This is a genomic window from Rhodococcus sp. AD45-ID, from assembly GCF_003023755.1.
Lineage (GTDB): Bacteria > Actinomycetota > Actinomycetes > Mycobacteriales > Mycobacteriaceae > Rhodococcus_F > Rhodococcus_F globerula.
This window is the reverse complement of the sequence record NZ_PYHL01000002.1, coordinates 448,905-464,647: the sequence shown is the minus strand read 5'-3', so window position 1 is coordinate 464,647 and position 15,743 is coordinate 448,905. Positions and strand designations below refer to the sequence as shown.

Below are 15,743 nucleotides of genomic sequence, written 5' to 3'. Positions count from 1 at the left end.
GCACTGTTGAGTGTATCTACTGCATTTGTGGCCATGCGATTTTGGTGAGTGCGAGTTTGTGGCGTTCGAGGATTAGGTAGGGCATTGGGTGGTTGAGGTGTTGTGCGGCGATGGTGGCGAAGCAGAGTGCGTCGGCTTGGTCGTCGCCTCGGATTGTTGTTTCTGGCCAGTGTTTGGCGATGGCCATTGCGACGTCGGCTTTGCCTGCGTTGCCTTTGTCGGTTGCCCATTTGGCGCGTGTGGTGGGTGGGCATACGGCGGTGGGGATTTTGAGTGCGGTGAGGGCTTGGTAGAGCATCCACCAGTAGCCGGCGCGGTCGTGGTTTCCGCTGCCTTGTGCGGCGTAGGCGGGGCCTTCGATGATGGCGAGTTCGGTGTTGCGTGGGATGAGGTTCATGGTGCGGTTGCGGAGGTCGGTCAGGCGAGTGGCGCGTTGTTGCCAGGTGTCGTCTCGTTTGCCGCGGCTGGCGATTGTCTGGAGTTGGGGTGTGTTGTTGATGATGATGGCGATGCCGGTTCCGGTGAGGCTGGGGTCTATGCCTACGACTGGGCGGCGGTTGCTGGGGCTGTGTGTGGCGCTGTGCCGCTCTTCTGTCGATTCGCGAGGGTCGGTGTGAGTGTGGGGCATTTCGGGGCTCCTGGGGCGGTCTGCGATGAGTCGTTGGATTCGTTGGGCTCGGGTGATGCGTCCGAGGTGTGCGGGGAAGTTGGTGAGTTCGTGTGTGCCGGTGTTGTCGGTGGTGGTGCACGGCTGGCCGGATGGGGCTTGGCAGTAGCGGCAGGAGACGATGAGTGCGAGTTCGCGGTCTTCGAGTTGTTGTAGGTCAGGGCTGCGCATCGCTGGCCTTGGATGGTGTTGGCCGATGGAATGCCCTGCTGACGTCGAGGGGTTTGGGTGGCATCGATTTGATTGCTTGTCGTTCGGCGAGGATGTCGCGGAACTCGGTGTCTTGTTCGGTGGTGAGCTGGAATGGTGGGGTGCGGCCGAGGACGATTCGGCGCACATATTTGTGGGCGTCGGGTGGTTGGATTCCGATTTCCATGAGTGCGTGGGCTGCGTCTTCCATCGATTCGCGTCGTTCGTCGGGTAGGTCTGCGAGGCTTTCGAAGTAGCCGGCGCGGGCATGTTTGACGATTGATGCCGGGAGTGGTCGGTATCCGGCGTCTTCGGTTCGGTAGGCGCGGGTTACGCCGGCGAGGAGGTCTTCGCGTGTGAGGTGTGAGGTTGAGAAGATTTCGGCCCAGGCGATGACCATGGCTTGGCTGGGGTTTGGGAACCATGGGTCGTTGGATGCGCATTTGGCGAGTACGAGTGCTGAGGTTTCGATCCATTCGGTCATTCGAGTTCCTTCTGGGTGGTCTGGTTCGCGAGGGCGAGGAAGCCTTGGACTTTCGCGTCTTGCTTCGAGGGCGGTGTGCTGACGGGAAGCGTTGGGTTCCGGTTGCGGATGACCTCAGAGACGAGACTTGGAAGAGTGCGTGGGCCGAGGTTCGGTTTCGACAGCCACAGCGCGAGAGCTGCTTTCACGTCGTCGATCGGAGTTCCGGTTTTGATGAGCGTTCCGGCTTCGATTGAGAGTGCGGTCTTCGTCGCTTGGGGGTGTTCTCCTGGGATCACTTCGCGGACGAGTTTCCATCCGTCGACGTTGGTGACTGCTCCGGGAATATCGATGGGATCTCGTTCGGTGCGTGCATTCGAATTTGCCCGCGCGTGCTTGTTCTCTAGAACTTGAGTTAATGCATTAGGTTCCTTTACCCCTTCCCCTACCCCTTCCCCGTGGGGTTCGCGAAGGGTTCGCGAAGGGTTCAAGGGTTCGGGAAGGGTTTCGGAACCCTTCGGGAAGGGTTCGCAAAGGGTTTCGGAAGGGTTCGGTTCGATCTGTTCCGCGACCGCATCCGCGTCCCGTCGGCGGAGTTTCCGTAGCTCGGTCGCGAGCACGATCCGGATCGACGGAGAGTCCACGAGTTCCGCGCATTTGAGTGCGTTCTTGAATACGTTCGGCTGCTTCACAACTCCGTCGCCGCGGATGAACGAGCGGATCAGAAGCTCATCTGAGTCGGTGTCGAAGACAATGAAATCGCGGGTGGCCAACTCGCTGAGGCACGCCCAAACATGGTCGACATCCGTTTCGTCGCAGTACTTCGCCCACCGTGCTGGCATCAGTGGCAGCATCCCCGCGTTGTTCACGTCCTTCTGCCCGAACAGAACCAGGTACATCCGCTGCGAGGCTGCCGACAACTTGCGGAAGTCCTTGTTGTTCCAGAGGGAGAATTGGATCACGCCGTGGCTACGCGCCATGGGTATCGGCCGTCCCTTCGTTGGTGTTGTGGGTGGCCCGGCCCCAGGGGAATCTGGGGCCGAACCACCTTCGATGATGTCATCTATTCCGGTACACAGGATTCACTGTATGTACCGAAATTCGGGTTACTCGGAGAAGAGCTTGGGGCCGCCGATAGCGTGAACGTTGTCGGCCGGTTCGTCGCCGGCGTCGTCGGGTTCGGTGTCGGTTTCTGTGGCTGTGTCGGCGGGGGCGCCGGTGCCGTAGTCGCCGTACTCGCCGTCGTCGCCCGACTCGTAGTCGAGTGTCGGTTCGGTGGTTTCGGCGCGCTTGGCCATGCTGCCGATCTCGGCTTCGACGATCTTCCACTTGACGTGTTTGCGGATGCCTTCGTCTACTTCCTCGTCGATGACTGCTTTGCACTGCACGGTCACGCTCATGACGCGCCGTTCGCCGGGGACGGGGATGTGCTCGAACTGCTCGGGCGGCGAGGACATGAAGCTGTACTTCGCCATGCCTTCGACGGTTCCCTTGTCGCCGTTGGGGTTATCTTTCACAATTGCCATGTCAGGCTTCTTTCTCTTTGTTGGGTACTGCGGCGGTCTTCACAGCCTCGGCGAGGCCGCGATAGGTCACTACTGCTGGTTCTGGTTTTGCGCGCCTTCGAGGTAGTCGGTGATCTCGACTGCCTCGGCGTCCGTGAGGTCGTGGAGAACTTTGATGGCGCGCTTGAACTCGCCGGAGAGGTAGCCGAGTTGCTCGGCTTCGTCGGTCTTGCCTTCGCGGACGAGAGCCGCGACGAGGCGTTCTCGGATCGTCGGGGGTTTGGTCTGCGCGGTGTCCTTTTTTGCGCCCGGATTTGAGGAGGCTTCAAGTTCGGCTGCACGTGACTTCCACAGCCCCTGCAGACTGCCGCGGTGGCCGGCCAGGTCGAATGTTGTGAGCTGTGCGCCGATCGCGTCGAGTTCGGCACGGTCGGCCGCCTTCGCGATGGCTGCCGCGATCTCATCGGCCTGCTCCGGGGTGATGATCGGCGGCCCATCGGGCAGGGGCTCCACGACGTACGGTGCGCGCCTCCCCCGGGTGACGGTGAGCATCAGCGTTTCTCGCTTGCTGATGTGCGACATGTGCGAGATGCGGATGCCGCCAACCTTGTCGCGGCCGAACGTGATTCCAGGATCGCGAAATAGCGTCATGCGCTTGCCTATGTACGCCGACGATTCCTTGCCCCAGACTTTGACCATCACGCGGCGCATCGACTTGCTTGGACGAAAAGGTCGGCCGCGGAACTCGGCGAGATGGATGTTCACGGGCTGATCCTCGGCGCCCTCGGTCACCTTCTCGACCTGAACGGTACGCGGGCCGGCGAGCAAGTCGTCGGCGTTGAGCTGGTCCGATTTGGGTGCGATCGAATCTGTCATGTCCATAGCTAAATCACCATTTCTGAATCGGTGTCGTCATGTCGGTTGTAGACCCATGGCGGCAGGTCTACCGTTTTCACTTCCTCGCCGTATCCCGGCCAGACGCCGGTTTGCAGGCAGGTCGCGTAGCTCTCGATCGCGATGCGATTGAGTTGCCGGCCGAGGTCGATCGCTTCGGGGGCGAGCTCGATGACGTTGACCAGGTAGGGAGCCGTCTTCTCCTGGACGATGAAGACGAACTCTGGCTTGGCGTCGATGCCGAGCTCGACAATGCCGTCGAGGTACCACGGTGCTTGGCAGTGATAGCCGAAGTCTCCTGCGACGCGGGCGAAATTGATCGGGTCGGCGGACACGGCTGTCTTGTAGTCCGGGACCACCATCCGTGAGCGCCTGGGATTCGGCAGCCAGTCGGGCCGTGCTCGTCGCTTGATGCCCGTCGCTTGATCTTGCCAGTAGAGGGACTGCTCGGGCTTGCCGTCGCTCAGGAGTGACACCGCCGTCTCGTTCGCTCTGATCATCGCCGCCATGTCCTGCACCTGCTGGTACTCAGCGGGTTTGAGCGCGACGGCGCCCTCGGCCCTCGCGTTCGCGACGAACTCCTTGGCCACGGTGGTACTTACAGCACCGTTCGATGCGAGCATCTCGGCTGGAATCTTGCGGAGCTCGGAGCCGTAGCCGAGGACGAGTGAGTGCGCCGCGTGCCCGAAGTCGAACACTTTTTTCGGCGCCGGCGGGTTGTCCTGCTCGTGGCGGAACTTCGCCGGGCAGGATGGCGCAAGTAGTTTGCGAGCTCCGCTGGACGAGAGCGAATTTCGGTCGGCGTGATAAACCTCGTCGGTGATGCCGTCATACACACCGGGTTCCGTTGGCGCGGTCATGCCGCACCTCGGATGGGCCATTCGGTGTTGACGTCGGAGAAGTCCTTGCCGGTGCGCTCGAAGTAGGCGGCCAACCCTTCCTGCTGCTCGCGATAGAAAACGACCTGCTTCTCCATCAACTCATCGACGGTGAGTTTCGCAAGCCCAGGATTGCGACTACCGAGCATCCATGCCAGTCGCGCGGCGGCCAGAGCGTCAGCGTCAGCAGAGTGCGCGTTGTCGAGCCGGATGCCGTAAACCTCACATGTGACGGAGAGTGTGCGCTTCCCCTTGCGGTACTTGTCCACAGCTTTATCCACAACGTAGGGATCAAATATTGGTCCACACACCAGCTTCGGATACCCGAGCCGCTGACCCTCGCGATCGATCATCGTGAAATCGAAGCTCCCGTTAAACGCGCACACGATGCGGCCCTCCGCCCACACCCGCTCGAGCTCGTCGCGGATCTCCTTGTACCCGTCCGCGTACGGTGCGCCCTCGCTGCGTGCCTTGTCGGTGGTGATGCCGTGAACGTTCGTTGCGCCTTCGGGGATGTCGATCTCGGGGTCGACGAGCCAGTTCTGCGCCGAGATGGTCTTGCCGTCGATACGGGCGATGCAAGCGGTGACAATGCGATCCTTCGTGGGGATCGGGCCAGTCGACTCGATATCGAATGCGGCGAGCGGTGATTCAGTCCAGCTAGTCACAGGAACACTCCTACGAGTACGGCGCCGACGATGATGGCGCAGGACAGGATGATGAAGCGCGCGAGACTGAGTTGCGCGCCTTGGGGATATCGCGGGGTCATGCTCTTCTCGCTCTCGATCGGTTGGCCGCATTGCGGCGGTAGGTGTCGACGGTTTGCTTGTGGCGGGCTTTGCGGCGGAACTCGTCCGCCATCGGGCACGCCGCGAAATGCGATACGTAGGTGGAGAGGCCGGCGGCTCGCATCCCGGCTGCCTGCCCGGGCCGCACAACCACCGCTTCGGGAAGCCCATCCGGATGCGGGGTGATCGAAAGATTTCCGTTCGGGTTCGGTTCGAACTCGACAGGCATCCGCTCCGAATTCGATGTGCGGCAGAAGAAGATCGCCGCACCACACGCCATGCACTTCGTTACCTTCGGAGTGAAGCTCATGCCCTTACTCCCCTATCGCGCATCACGTTCGCCGCTTTCACCTCGGTGATCCGCTCGACACGGTCGAGGCGCGCGGTGATCCGTTCCTCGGGATTCACCCACGCTGCGAGTGCCATCAGCGCCTGCGCCATCTGTCCCGGCCGGTGCGTGCACTCCGCAGTCAGACGGTTATGCAGTGTGCGGGTGTCGGATTCGCGGATGTCCTCGCAAATCTTGTGCGCGAACGTGGCGATGTCGTCGGTGTCGGACCACAACACGATCTTCTTCTGTGTCGCCATCACGACACCTCGGGGTTGATCAGGCCGAGCATCAACAACAATTCCCGGGCATCGCTGGCATCATGAGCGTTCGCGGCGACAGTGCGAGTAGCCTTCGCGGACAACGCCGCGTCGGTCGGAGGCACGAACCCGAGCTGGGCGTCGGAGTTGTAGTCGAACTCCCGCTCACTGTTCCCTTTGATCTTCACAACGTCACCCCAATCTGTGCGTCCTTTACGGCGTCGTACGCACGATCCGCAGCGTCGTCATCTGGTTCCGCGTCAACTGGGTAGGCGACGAGGTATGTCATCGACGCATCGCGGCCGTCAGCGGAAGTGATCTCGAAATACGATGTCGCCCAACCGCGACCATTCGCGCCGTTGTATCGGTCGTAGTCGACTTCGGTCCACACGCCGAACCCGTTCAACTCTTCGAGGTTCTCGATGATCGTGCCGGCCAGTTCTTCAGCGTCCACGGCCGATCACCTCCACCGGCATCTCGAGGTCGGTCACCGCGCACGGTGTCGAGCCGAGCCACAGTTTTCCGGGCATCTTCTTGTCGACGATGAACTGTCGGCCAAGTCGGCCGAGTTCGCGGACCTTCGTACCGGGAGCCAGATGCCAGATCACCCGATCGTCATACACAACAACAAGTTCCATGTCAGTTCCCTCCGTTCGGGATGCTGTAGTAGACGGCGACCGCGGACACGACCACGATGCCGAGCAGGGAGATGTATCCGAGTGCCGCGACTAGGCGGCTGATCATGCTGACTTCTTCCGCAACGGTGACGACTCCACCGATTCGACAGCCGAGCGAACGGCCTCTTCGAATGCCTCGAGCGAGAACGTCGGGCCGGCCACATGATTGCCATCCACCTCGACGTCAACACCGATGCGGCCATTGACCGGATCACCAGAGAACGTCACGCGGAAAATCCCGTCGGACAGCACACTCATGGCGCTGTCACCTCCGCCTGAGTCTTCGGAGCCGCGTCATACACAGTCCCGAAATCGCAGAGGTTTTCCACCATCTCGCGCAGTTCTGTGATGGTGTTGGACCCGTCGAACAGCTGATCTGCTGCTATTTCGGTCAACCCGAGTTCACGACGTGCGAAGTCGGCGACATGTCGCAACTCGCCGGACTGCGAGCGGACGACGCTACCTGCAAACCAGCGCCCCTCGGCAGTGTCGATCTGGACCTGATCCCGTTCTCCCGAGATCCACTGAGCGCCGGACAGTTCCGCTGCCCAGCCTGCGAAGCAACGCGCCGTACCGCAGCGCCACTGATTCTGATCCAACAAGTTCGGCCACGTCTCGATGTGGTCCATCACCGAGCGGAGAAGAGTCTCGTTGACACTCATGCCTTCACCGCCGACACAAGAGCAGTAGGAACCTCGACGCCTTCACTGATGCACCACTGCTTCAGAGTGTTGACGAGGTAGTCCTTGATCTCTTCACCGCTGGCAGCCTGCTTGTAAAATTCATGCATCCGATCCCACTGCGCTTGAGCATCAAGCAGCACCTTCTGCAAATCGTCGTCAGACATCTCGCGGCGGATCGAACCTCCGACAACGACGTGACCGGAGTCTTTTGCAGCACGCACAAATTCGCCGTACGCAACCAGCATCCCCGGGTTGTCGTCGAACTCATTGACGTACACCGTCGAGATGCTGCGGCCTTCGAGGCTGTACTTCGGCAGATCAGATAGAGCTGTCGGTCGACTCCGACCTGTGACACGTGCAGTATTGTCAGTCATGTTCATTCCTTCTGGTAGGTGAATAGAGGCCGTCGCGGTTGCACCCGTGACGGCTTCGCTACTTCTGGTTGTTGATGCGGCGCAAACCCGGGCCGACAATGCGAGCCAGACGGGACATGCCATTCGCCGGCGGGACGTCGTACTCGACACCAGCAACGGCATCCAACTCGCGGCGAACCTCAACCCGCTCCGCCAGCGACATCGAATCGCGGTTGTCAGCCAACTCCTGCTCAGTCACTTGACGGCCTTCAGCTTCGAATTCCGAGGTGAGGATTTGGTGGAGGTCTCCCCGCGGAGCCATGCGTCGACGTCGTCGCGGTGAATGTTCCAGCGACCCTTCGGGGCCTTCGACTGGCTTGCCTTCAACTCGCCCGACTGCAACGCGATGTAGACGGCATCACCTGAGCGGCGCGAGTACGCGGCAACCTCCTTTACCGTCATCCACGGTGTTTCCAGAGCGGTCATGCCGAGATCCGATCAGCCTGCGGCAGCGAAGATCCCGGACGGCTCACTGTCCGGCGGACAACCTTCTCGATCGTGACGTCGAACGCGTCCTCAAACTTGATCGTGTTGTGCACGAGCACGGCACCGATGAACCGAGGTCCAGCTTCGGCGTCACCCTTCGCCTGCCGGGAGACGGTGGACTTGTCGATACCGAGTTTGTTAGCGAGACCGGTCACGCCGCCGTTGGATTCCAGTGCTGCCTGAATCCAATCGTGGCGGACCCGGACCGTTTCGATCTGGCTCATTTCGCCTCCTGGTGGGGTACTCCACCGATGTGGTGGAGAAGAACAACCACGAAGTTACACAGATGGAAGTTGTTGCGCAACACCACGTTGGAGTGTTCCAACACTTGACGTGTTGCACCCGCGCAACTATGCTGGTCGCATGGCAGAAACGAGATGGTGGAAGTACGTAAAAAACGTGATGGGCGATGACACCGCACGCGAAGCCGCAACACGCGCAGGCTTCGATAAGAGCGCCTTCACGCGGTGGAAGAACGGCGCGAACGCCGACCCGGAGTTCGTTCTCAAGTTCGCTCGCGCCTACAACGAGAACGTTCTGCACGCACTCGTTGAAGCTGAATTCCTCACCGAAGAGGAAGCTGGATTACGCGAAGTTCAGATCAACCGATCCGACTTCCTGCGCACGCTCACCATTGCCGAACTGACCGACGAACTTCACCGGAAGGTGCAAGCCGAGAAGGATGACATCCGACTCTCCCGCGGCATGTCACCCTCCGAAGTAAATGAACAACTCGCGAAGGCAGAACAACTAGGGCTACTCAAGGCAGCAGCGACAGAATTCGGTGAACGAGCACGCACCGTCCCTGACAATGTCAGGCAGTTGATTCAGAAGAATCAACCTCTGACGATTGACGATCTCGACGGGCTTCCGTACGTCGCGCACACTGCCGATCCTGACGAGGGCGAAGCAACCGACCACGACTTCATCCCGTAAGCCGCCTGGCTGATGGAGCAGCTCTACGATGCTGCAGCAGCCGCGGGGATTCTGGTCATGGAAGCTGACCTTCCCCGCGGCGAGGAAGGCCGCTACTACGAGTCACACCGGTGCATCGTGTTGAACGCCGGAATGACTGCCTCAAGAACGATCAGCGCATTCGCGCACGAACTTGGACACGCCTCACTACGGCATGGTCCTGCGCTCGATGCACGCATTCATTCCCGGCAAGAACGACAAGCCGACGAATACGCTGCTCGCCTGCTGATCGACTGCGCCGAGTTCGAGGAGGCGGAGCGCCTCTATTCGTCACACACCGACACGCTCGCCTATCACCTCGGCGTCACACCGAAACTCATCCGCGTCTGGAGAGAACTCGCCCTACGCGGAAACGAAAGGATCAACTGATGGCGACAATCGACCCGTACAAAACAAAGAAGGGCACGAGATACCGCGTCAGATACCGAAAACCGGATGGCAACCAAACTGACAAACGAGGGTTCCCGACAATCAAGGCTGCGGAAGCGTTTGCTAATCGCGTTGAAGTTGACAAACTTGACGGGCTATACGTCTCACCGACTGACTCGAAGAGGACGGTAGACGAACTCGGGCAACCATGGCTTGATCGCCAATTGGGGCACTTGAAACCATCTGCGTACCGACCGCTTGAAGTTGCATGGCGCCTCCGGATTCAGCCCCGGTGGGGACACATCCAACTTGGCAGTATCAAGCACTCGGCTGTGCAGCAATGGCTCACTGATCTAGGCCAAGGCGTAGAGGGTACAAAACCTGTCGGCGCCACAGTTGTTATTCGAACGCACCAAGTCTTCGCTGCAATGCTTGAGGATGCTGTCCAAGACCGATTGATCAAGTCGAATCCAGCTCGCAAGATGAAGTTGCCGCGTAAACCGAAACGGCGGCCGCTGTATTTGGATCACGCACAGGTCGACCTTCTTGCATCGAAGGCCGGCGAGCACGAAACGTTGATTCTTTTCCTCTCCTATACCGGACTTCGATGGGGTGAAGCGACAGGGATGAGGGTCTCCGATCTGAACATGCTGCGGCGTCGAGCCACCGTCGACGAGAACGCAGTTGAAGTCGGGAGTGAGATTGTCGTGGGAACTGCCAAGGGCCACAAACGTCGAACGGTTCCACTGCCAGAATTCCTTATTCCGTACCTCGCGCGCCAATGCGAGCGGAAGGGTCGTAGTGATCTCCTGTTCCCCGGCGAGGATGGCGGCTACCTCGGACGCCCGCACACGACTAGCGGATGGTTCGACAAGGCAGTCACTGCCGCCGGAGTCCCGCGCGTGACTCCGCACGATCTACGGCACACCGCGGCCTCACTGTCTGTGAGCGCTGGCGCAAATGTGAAAGCGATCCAAAAGATGCTGGGCCATGCGTCGGCAGCGATGACCCTAGATGTGTATGCCGATCTGTTTGATGACGATCTGGAGGTCGTTGCGACGGCACTCAGTGAGGCCCGAACGAAGGCTGGTGTGGGCAGAATGTGGGCAGAAGGCGAACAGACCGCCGCCGACAGGGCATAGAAAAAGCCCTGACCTGCACCGGAATGCAAATCAGGGCTTCATCTTTCGGTGGGCGCGGAGGGTTTCGAACCCCCGACCGCTGGTGTGTAAAACCAGAGCTCTACCACTGAGCTACACGCCCGAACTCCCGGCGAGAACCTCACCGGGAGTGCTCTAAGACTCTAGCGCGGCAATCGCATTTGCCCAAAGCGCGTGGTCACGGGCCTCTCCGGGGCCATTCATCTCGGCAAAACGAATGATTCCGTCCTTGTCGATGACAAAGGTTCCACGATTTGCGAAGCCCAGCTTGTCGTTGAACACGCCGTACTTCTGCGCAACCTCACCGTGCGGCCAGAAATCGGAAAGCAACGGGAAGGTGTAGCCCTGCTCGGCGGACCAGATCTTGTGCGTCGGCGAAGCGCCGACGGAGATGGCCAGGATTGCCGTGTCGTCGTTCTCGAACGTCGGAAGCTCGTCGCGAACCTTGCAGAGTTCGCCCTGGCATGTTCCGGTGAAAGCCAACGGGTAGAAGACGAGCAGAACGTTCTTCTTACCGCGGAAGTCTGCGAGCGAGACTTCCTGGTTGTTCTGATCCTTCAACGTGAATTCCGGTGCCTGAGCACCAACTTCGAGAGGCATGGATTTCATCCTTCACTGACGATAGGAAAAGTTTCGGAAATACGACAGTGCATCGGACGTCGCACTTGCGTCATCCGATGCACTGTTGCTTGATGCCGGCTTGATCAGCGCTTACCTGCCGGGCGAGCCTTCGGCTGAACGAGTCGGCTTGCCGACCAGTCACCGAGGTTCGCAGCAGACGTCTGAGTCAGTCCTGCTGTAGGGGCAGATTCAGCGATCTCGCTGGGCTCGACGTGTCCGTCGCGCCCTGTCTTAGGTGTGAGAACCCAGACAAAACCTTCGTCTGCGAGAGGACCGATGGCATCCATCAGAGCGTCGACAAGGTCTCCGTCTTCGTCGCGCCACCACAGCAGCACGACATCAATGACTTCGTCCGAATCCTCGTCGAGCATTTCCCCGCCGATGGTTTCCTCAACCGCGGCACGAATGCCGTCGTCGGTATCCTCATCCCAGCCCAGTTCCTGCACCACCATATCGGCAGTAATCCCGAGTTTCTGAGCGTAGTTCTGGGCATCCGCCGCGGCGACCACGGTGGGGTCCTCCTTTTGTTGATGGTGCACGGAGTCCCCGCGCACCGACCGTTTAACGTTCGATTAGGGAAAGCGAACATGGTCGAAGGCGTTAGCGCAAGCCGACCACGCCGAAAACTTTTCCGGATTTGTGTCCGCAGACACGCCCGGAACCCTACGCCTTCGAAAATCTGCAGGTCACAGCGCTCCGCATTCGGTGCGGATCGAATCCCGAATTGAATTGGTTGTATCGGTGATCGAATTGATTTCGTCCGGCGAATGGTCGCGCTTGACGACGCCGGCGATCGACCGGAGGTTGTCGGCCAGGTCTCCGAACAGTCCGGACAGCGAGGCGGGGACGTCCGCGGTCGCGGTGTCGAGCCACCCTGCGAATTCGTCTGCCGAGGACGCAGCTGCCTGCGCTTTGCTCGTCACGTCGGACTCGTCGTTGTTGTTGGCGTCGATGTAGGCGTTGAAGACGGCCACGTCGTCCTTCGATCGGCGTATCAGCTCTTCACAGGTCTGGAACGCGGTCTCGACCGCGTCGGCTGCAGCTTTCGACGACGACGCTGCAATCGACGCCGTCACCTCGGCCTGATAGGCAGCAGCCTGCACCCTGTTCGGAGTCGGTGATCCCTCGACGGCACCCGAACACCCCACGATCACCACAGAACCCACCGTCAACGCGCCGATCGCGACAACTAATCCACGACGTCGATACCGGTCCACGCTTTTTCCCGATCCCCTGACCGGTCCCGCCTTCATCACCGACGAATCCCCCCTCACATCGCGTTGCCACCGGCAACTCTTGCAGCCGAACGTCGAACTCGAGAACGCTACCCGACGGTAACCGGGGCCACAGTGTGCCAGGCCGACCGGGATGGTGAAAGATGAGGTACGCGCCATATTCATCATGGAAGTGGATCGGACCTAACAAGGTCCCGGTCACCTACGTAAGGACGCCCAACCACGCGTCCCTAACCCCTCTGAGGAGCACACGTTGTCTGACCTGATCCAGGGTCCCTCGTCCGAGCCGAACGCCGAGTCCGGGGGCACGGGAGTGCCAGGTTCACCATCCCCCAGCGCACCCCCTGGAGCGGACGGCCGTGTTCGCGTCATTCGCGAAGGCGTCGCGTCGTACCTGCCGGACATCGACCCGGACGAAACCACTGAATGGCTCGAGTCGTTCGACGGACTTCTGGATCGATCAGGCCCGACCCGCGCCCGCTACCTGATGCTGCGCATGCTCGAACGCGCCGGCGAGAAGCACGTCGCACTGCCCGCTCTGACGTCCACCGATTACGTCAACACGATCCCGACCGAGAACGAACCCTGGTTCCCGGGCGACGAAGAGGTCGAACGCCGTTACCGCGCTTGGATCCGCTGGAACGCAGCCATCATGGTGCACCGCGCGCAGCGCCCCGGCGTCGGCGTCGGTGGCCACATCTCCACCTACGCGTCCTCCGCCGCCTTGTACGAGGTGGGCTTCAACCACTTCTTCCGCGGCAAGGATCATCCGGGCGGCGGCGACCACATCTTCATCCAGGGCCACGCCTCCCCCGGCATCTACGCGCGAGCGTTCCTCGAAGGCCGCATCCCGGCTGAGCAGATGGACGGCTTCCGTCAGGAGCAGAGCCACGCCGACAAGGGCGGCGGACTCCCGTCGTACCCGCACCCCCGCCTGCTCCCCGACTTCTGGGAGTTCCCGACGGTATCGATGGGCCTCGGCCCGATGAACGCCATCTACCAGGCGCGGTACAACCACTACCTCAACGATCGCGGCATCAAGGACACCACCGATCAGCATGTGTGGGCATTCCTCGGCGACGGCGAGATGGACGAGCCGGAGTCGCGCGGTCTTGCACACGTCGCGGCGACCGAAGGCCTCGACAATCTGACGTTTGTCGTCAACTGCAACCTGCAGCGCCTCGACGGCCCGGTTCGCGGCAACGGCAAGATCATCCAGGAGCTGGAGTCGTTCTTCCGCGGCGCAGGCTGGAACGTCATCAAGGTCGTATGGGGCCGCGAGTGGGATTCGCTGCTGCACGCCGACAAAGACGGCGCGCTCGTCAACCTGATGAACGTGACCCCGGACGGCGATTTCCAGACGTACAAGGCCAACGACGGCGCGTTCGTGCGTGATCACTTCTTCGGTCGCGACCCGCGCACCAAGGAACTGGTCAAGGACCTCACCGATCCGGAAATCTGGAACCTCAAGCGTGGTGGCCACGACTACCGCAAGGTTCACGCCGCATACGCCGCCGCGATGGCTCACAAGGGCCAGCCGACGGTCATCCTCGCGCACACCATCAAGGGCTACACGCTCGGCAAGCACTTCGAGGGCCGCAACGCGACGCACCAGATGAAGAAGCTGACGCTGGACGACCTGAAGGCCTTCCGCGACATGCAGCACATCCCGATCTCGGATGCCGAGCTCGAGAAGGATCCGTACCTGCCTCCGTACTACCACCCAGGCAACGACGCTCCCGAGATCCAGTACATGCTCGATCGCCGAAAGGCACTCGGCGGTTTCCTGCCGTCCCGCAACACGGACGCTGCGCCGCTGAAGCTTCCCGAGGACAAGACGTACGACGTCATCCGCAAGGGTTCGGGCAAGCAGGAAGTGGCCACGACCATGGCCATCGTCCGCATCCTCAAGGAACTGCTGCGCGACAAGGAGATCGGCAAGCGCATCGTGCCGATCATCCCGGACGAGGCCCGCACCTTCGGTATGGACTCGTGGTTCCCGTCGCTGAAGATCTACAACCGCAACGGACAGCTCTACACGTCCGTCGACGCCGAACTCATGCTCGCCTACAAGGAGAGCCCGGTCGGCCAGATCCTGCACGAGGGCATCAACGAAGCCGGCTCGACGGCGTCGTTCACCGCGGTCGGCACGTCGTACGCCACGCACGGCGAACCGATGATTCCGCTGTACATCTTCTACTCGATGTTCGGTTTCCAGCGCACCGGCGACGGCCTGTGGGCAGCAGCCGACCAGATGGCCCGCGGATTTGTTCTCGGCGCAACCGCCGGTCGCACCACGCTGACCGGCGAGGGCTTGCAGCACGCCGACGGACATTCGCTGCTCCTGGCATCCACCAACCCGGCCGCGGTCACCTACGACGCGGCGTTCTCGTACGAGTTGGCGCACATCGTCAAGGACGGCCTGCGTCGTATGTACGGCGGTACCGAGGGTGTTGCCGGCTTCGGCGGCGAGAACATCTTCTACTACCTCACCATCTACAACGAGCCGTACGTGCAGCCTGCCGAGCCTGCCGACCTGGACGTCGAGGGACTGCTCAAGGGCATCTACCTCTACAAGGCATCCGATGCGCAGGGCCCGAAGGCTCAGATCCTCGTTTCCGGTGTTGCCATGCCGGAAGGCCTGCGGGCTCAGCAGATGCTCGCAGACGACTGGGGTGTCTCGGCTGACATCTGGTCCGTCACGTCGTGGGGCGAACTGCGCCGCGAAGGTGTCGAGTGCGAGCGTCAGGCTCTGCTCAACCCGGGCGTCGACGCTCCGGTTCCCTTCGTCACCAACGCGTTGTCGTCGGCGCAGGGTCCCGTCGTGGCGGCATCGGACTGGATGCGCGCTGTCCCGGATCAGATCCGCCAGTGGGTTCCGGGCGACTACATCACGCTGGGCACCGACGGTTTCGGATTCTCCGATACCCGCACTGCCGCTCGTCGTTACTTCAACGTCGATGCCGAGTCGATCGCCGTGGCCGTGCTCAACGGTCTGGCCAAGGAAGGTTCGATCGACCGAAGCAAGGCCGTCGAGGCAGCTGGTCGGTACCGCATCGACGACGTGAATGCTGCTCCCGAGCAGACCGGGGACACCGGTAGCGCATAGTTTCCACCGCTACTGAGAACCACTTCCGCCCATTGCTGCGGGT

25 protein-coding genes and 1 tRNA gene are annotated in these 15,743 nt (G+C 61.0%); 4 read left to right on the top strand and 22 right to left on the bottom strand.

Going from position 1 to position 15,743, the window contains the following annotated elements:
* Positions 1-16: 16 nt before the first annotated feature.
* The 18 genes from C7T36_RS18360 to C7T36_RS18275 form a co-directional block, all read right to left on the bottom strand.
* Positions 17-838 carry a hypothetical protein gene (locus tag C7T36_RS18360; protein ID WP_052683492.1) on the bottom strand — a complete coding sequence of 274 codons (822 nt, stop codon included), beginning with the start codon at positions 836-838 and terminating at the stop codon, positions 17-19.
* On the bottom strand, positions 825-1,340 hold the full coding sequence (locus C7T36_RS18355; RefSeq protein ID WP_045067067.1) for a hypothetical protein: 516 nt from the start codon (positions 1,338-1,340) through the stop codon (positions 825-827). The genes C7T36_RS18360 and C7T36_RS18355 overlap by 14 nt, the downstream gene beginning before the upstream one ends.
* On the bottom strand, positions 1,337-2,299 hold the full coding sequence (locus C7T36_RS18350; RefSeq protein WP_052683491.1) for a hypothetical protein: 963 nt from the start codon (positions 2,297-2,299) through the stop codon (positions 1,337-1,339). Before C7T36_RS18350 ends, C7T36_RS18355 begins: the two co-directional genes overlap by 4 nt.
* A 126-nt stretch (positions 2,300-2,425) precedes the next feature.
* Positions 2,426-2,845, bottom strand: a complete 420-nt coding sequence (locus C7T36_RS18345; protein WP_045067065.1) for a hypothetical protein — start codon at positions 2,843-2,845, stop codon at positions 2,426-2,428.
* Between the two features lie 69 nt (positions 2,846-2,914).
* Entirely contained in the window at positions 2,915-3,700 is a 786-nt protein-coding gene (locus C7T36_RS18340; RefSeq protein ID WP_181317490.1) for a hypothetical protein, read from the bottom strand.
* Between the two features lie 8 nt (positions 3,701-3,708).
* Positions 3,709-4,578, bottom strand: a complete 870-nt coding sequence (locus C7T36_RS18335) for a PD-(D/E)XK nuclease-like domain-containing protein (RefSeq protein WP_045067063.1) — start codon at positions 4,576-4,578, stop codon at positions 3,709-3,711.
* Positions 4,575-5,264, bottom strand: a complete 690-nt coding sequence (locus C7T36_RS18330; protein WP_045067061.1) for a 3'-5' exonuclease — start codon at positions 5,262-5,264, stop codon at positions 4,575-4,577. Before C7T36_RS18330 ends, C7T36_RS18335 begins: the two co-directional genes overlap by 4 nt.
* A 97-nt stretch (positions 5,265-5,361) precedes the next feature.
* Entirely contained in the window at positions 5,362-5,694 is a 333-nt protein-coding gene (locus tag C7T36_RS18325; RefSeq protein WP_146153451.1) for a hypothetical protein, read from the bottom strand.
* Positions 5,691-5,972, bottom strand: a complete 282-nt coding sequence (locus tag C7T36_RS18320; RefSeq protein WP_045067056.1) for a hypothetical protein — start codon at positions 5,970-5,972, stop codon at positions 5,691-5,693. Before C7T36_RS18320 ends, C7T36_RS18325 begins: the two co-directional genes overlap by 4 nt.
* Entirely contained in the window at positions 5,972-6,160 is a 189-nt protein-coding gene (locus C7T36_RS18315) for a hypothetical protein (RefSeq protein WP_045067054.1), read from the bottom strand. Before C7T36_RS18315 ends, C7T36_RS18320 begins: the two co-directional genes overlap by 1 nt.
* Positions 6,157-6,426 carry a hypothetical protein gene (locus tag C7T36_RS18310; RefSeq protein ID WP_045067051.1) on the bottom strand — a complete coding sequence of 90 codons (270 nt, stop codon included), beginning with the start codon at positions 6,424-6,426 and terminating at the stop codon, positions 6,157-6,159. Before C7T36_RS18310 ends, C7T36_RS18315 begins: the two co-directional genes overlap by 4 nt.
* Entirely contained in the window at positions 6,416-6,610 is a 195-nt protein-coding gene (locus C7T36_RS18305; RefSeq protein WP_045067050.1) for a hypothetical protein, read from the bottom strand. The genes C7T36_RS18310 and C7T36_RS18305 overlap by 11 nt, the downstream gene beginning before the upstream one ends.
* Positions 6,611-6,712: 102 nt before the next feature.
* Entirely contained in the window at positions 6,713-6,907 is a 195-nt protein-coding gene (locus C7T36_RS18300) for a hypothetical protein (protein ID WP_045067048.1), read from the bottom strand.
* Complete coding sequence (locus C7T36_RS18295; RefSeq protein ID WP_045067046.1) at positions 6,904-7,311, bottom strand: hypothetical protein; 408 nt, start codon at positions 7,309-7,311, stop codon at positions 6,904-6,906. The genes C7T36_RS18300 and C7T36_RS18295 overlap by 4 nt, the downstream gene beginning before the upstream one ends.
* Positions 7,308-7,706, bottom strand: a complete 399-nt coding sequence (locus tag C7T36_RS18290; RefSeq protein WP_146153450.1) for a hypothetical protein — start codon at positions 7,704-7,706, stop codon at positions 7,308-7,310. The genes C7T36_RS18295 and C7T36_RS18290 overlap by 4 nt, the downstream gene beginning before the upstream one ends.
* Positions 7,707-7,764: 58 nt before the next feature.
* Positions 7,765-7,944 carry a hypothetical protein gene (locus tag C7T36_RS18285; protein WP_045067042.1) on the bottom strand — a complete coding sequence of 60 codons (180 nt, stop codon included), beginning with the start codon at positions 7,942-7,944 and terminating at the stop codon, positions 7,765-7,767.
* Positions 7,941-8,171: a helix-turn-helix domain-containing protein gene (locus C7T36_RS18280; protein WP_045067040.1), complete on the bottom strand. Its 231-nt coding sequence runs from the start codon at positions 8,169-8,171 to the stop codon at positions 7,941-7,943. The genes C7T36_RS18285 and C7T36_RS18280 overlap by 4 nt, the downstream gene beginning before the upstream one ends.
* Positions 8,168-8,455 (bottom strand): hypothetical protein, encoded by a 288-nt coding sequence (locus C7T36_RS18275; RefSeq protein ID WP_045067039.1) that lies wholly within the window; start codon positions 8,453-8,455, stop codon positions 8,168-8,170. Before C7T36_RS18275 ends, C7T36_RS18280 begins: the two co-directional genes overlap by 4 nt.
* A gap of 139 nt (positions 8,456-8,594) precedes the next feature.
* Here C7T36_RS18275 and C7T36_RS18270 point away from each other — a divergent pair, with 139 nt between their 5' ends.
* The 3 genes from C7T36_RS18270 to C7T36_RS18260 are packed head-to-tail and all read left to right on the top strand — an operon-like array spanning position 8,595 to position 10,717.
* Entirely contained in the window at positions 8,595-9,167 is a 573-nt protein-coding gene (locus C7T36_RS18270; protein ID WP_146153449.1) for a hypothetical protein, read from the top strand.
* 12 nt (positions 9,168-9,179) lie between these two features.
* A complete protein-coding gene (locus C7T36_RS18265; protein ID WP_052683490.1) occupies positions 9,180-9,575 on the top strand; it encodes an ImmA/IrrE family metallo-endopeptidase in 396 nt (131 codons plus the stop codon).
* The gene (locus C7T36_RS18260) at positions 9,575-10,717 is read left to right on the top strand and encodes a site-specific integrase (protein WP_045067035.1); all 1,143 of its coding nucleotides are present in this window, start codon (positions 9,575-9,577) and stop codon (positions 10,715-10,717) included. The genes C7T36_RS18265 and C7T36_RS18260 overlap by 1 nt, the downstream gene beginning before the upstream one ends.
* Positions 10,718-10,766: 49 nt before the next feature.
* Here the strand turns inward: C7T36_RS18260 and C7T36_RS18255 are convergent.
* The 4 genes from C7T36_RS18255 to C7T36_RS30585 form a co-directional block, all read right to left on the bottom strand.
* Positions 10,767-10,838 (bottom strand) — tRNA-Val (locus C7T36_RS18255).
* A gap of 32 nt (positions 10,839-10,870) precedes the next feature.
* Positions 10,871-11,335, bottom strand: a complete 465-nt coding sequence (locus C7T36_RS18250; RefSeq protein WP_033233192.1) for a peroxiredoxin — start codon at positions 11,333-11,335, stop codon at positions 10,871-10,873.
* A gap of 104 nt (positions 11,336-11,439) precedes the next feature.
* Positions 11,440-11,865: a DUF3052 domain-containing protein gene (locus C7T36_RS18245; protein WP_033233108.1), complete on the bottom strand. Its 426-nt coding sequence runs from the start codon at positions 11,863-11,865 to the stop codon at positions 11,440-11,442.
* A gap of 177 nt (positions 11,866-12,042) precedes the next feature.
* Positions 12,043-12,573, bottom strand: a complete 531-nt coding sequence (locus C7T36_RS30585; protein WP_033233106.1) for a hypothetical protein — start codon at positions 12,571-12,573, stop codon at positions 12,043-12,045.
* Positions 12,574-12,844: 271 nt separating this feature from the next.
* On the opposite strand from C7T36_RS30585, the gene aceE reads away from it, so the two are divergent.
* The gene (aceE, locus tag C7T36_RS18230) at positions 12,845-15,700 is read left to right on the top strand and encodes a pyruvate dehydrogenase (acetyl-transferring), homodimeric type (RefSeq protein ID WP_045067033.1); all 2,856 of its coding nucleotides are present in this window, start codon (positions 12,845-12,847) and stop codon (positions 15,698-15,700) included.
* Positions 15,701-15,743: the final 43 nt, after the last annotated feature.

Bases quoted from the DNA above. Each gene is read 5' to 3' on its own strand.
- C7T36_RS18320 (WP_045067056.1), bottom strand. From the start codon at position 5,972: ATGGCGACACAGAAGAAGATCGTGTTGTGGTCCGACACCGACGACATC.
- C7T36_RS18295 (WP_045067046.1), bottom strand. From the start codon at position 7,311: ATGAGTGTCAACGAGACTCTTCTCCGCTCGGTGATGGACCACATCGAG.
- C7T36_RS18250 (WP_033233192.1), bottom strand. From the start codon at position 11,335: ATGCCTCTCGAAGTTGGTGCTCAGGCACCGGAATTCACGTTGAAGGAT.
- C7T36_RS18335 (WP_045067063.1), bottom strand. From the start codon at position 4,578: ATGACCGCGCCAACGGAACCCGGTGTGTATGACGGCATCACCGACGAG.
- C7T36_RS18275 (WP_045067039.1), bottom strand. From the start codon at position 8,455: ATGAGCCAGATCGAAACGGTCCGGGTCCGCCACGATTGGATTCAGGCA.
- C7T36_RS18260 (WP_045067035.1), top strand. From the start codon at position 9,575: ATGGCGACAATCGACCCGTACAAAACAAAGAAGGGCACGAGATACCGC.
- C7T36_RS18300 (WP_045067048.1), bottom strand. From the start codon at position 6,907: ATGAGTGTGCTGTCCGACGGGATTTTCCGCGTGACGTTCTCTGGTGAT.
- C7T36_RS18265 (WP_052683490.1), top strand. From the start codon at position 9,180: ATGGAGCAGCTCTACGATGCTGCAGCAGCCGCGGGGATTCTGGTCATG.
- C7T36_RS18305 (WP_045067050.1), bottom strand. From the start codon at position 6,610: ATGGAACTTGTTGTTGTGTATGACGATCGGGTGATCTGGCATCTGGCT.
- C7T36_RS18280 (WP_045067040.1), bottom strand. From the start codon at position 8,171: ATGACCGCTCTGGAAACACCGTGGATGACGGTAAAGGAGGTTGCCGCG.
- C7T36_RS18350 (WP_052683491.1), bottom strand. From the start codon at position 2,299: ATGGCGCGTAGCCACGGCGTGATCCAATTCTCCCTCTGGAACAACAAG.
- C7T36_RS18325 (WP_146153451.1), bottom strand. From the start codon at position 5,694: ATGAGCTTCACTCCGAAGGTAACGAAGTGCATGGCGTGTGGTGCGGCG.
- C7T36_RS18355 (WP_045067067.1), bottom strand. From the start codon at position 1,340: ATGACCGAATGGATCGAAACCTCAGCACTCGTACTCGCCAAATGCGCA.
- C7T36_RS18345 (WP_045067065.1), bottom strand. From the start codon at position 2,845: ATGGCAATTGTGAAAGATAACCCCAACGGCGACAAGGGAACCGTCGAA.
- C7T36_RS18340 (WP_181317490.1), bottom strand. From the start codon at position 3,700: ATGACAGATTCGATCGCACCCAAATCGGACCAGCTCAACGCCGACGAC.
- C7T36_RS18360 (WP_052683492.1), bottom strand. From the start codon at position 838: ATGCGCAGCCCTGACCTACAACAACTCGAAGACCGCGAACTCGCACTC.
- C7T36_RS18290 (WP_146153450.1), bottom strand. From the start codon at position 7,706: ATGACTGACAATACTGCACGTGTCACAGGTCGGAGTCGACCGACAGCT.
- C7T36_RS18270 (WP_146153449.1), top strand. From the start codon at position 8,595: ATGGCAGAAACGAGATGGTGGAAGTACGTAAAAAACGTGATGGGCGAT.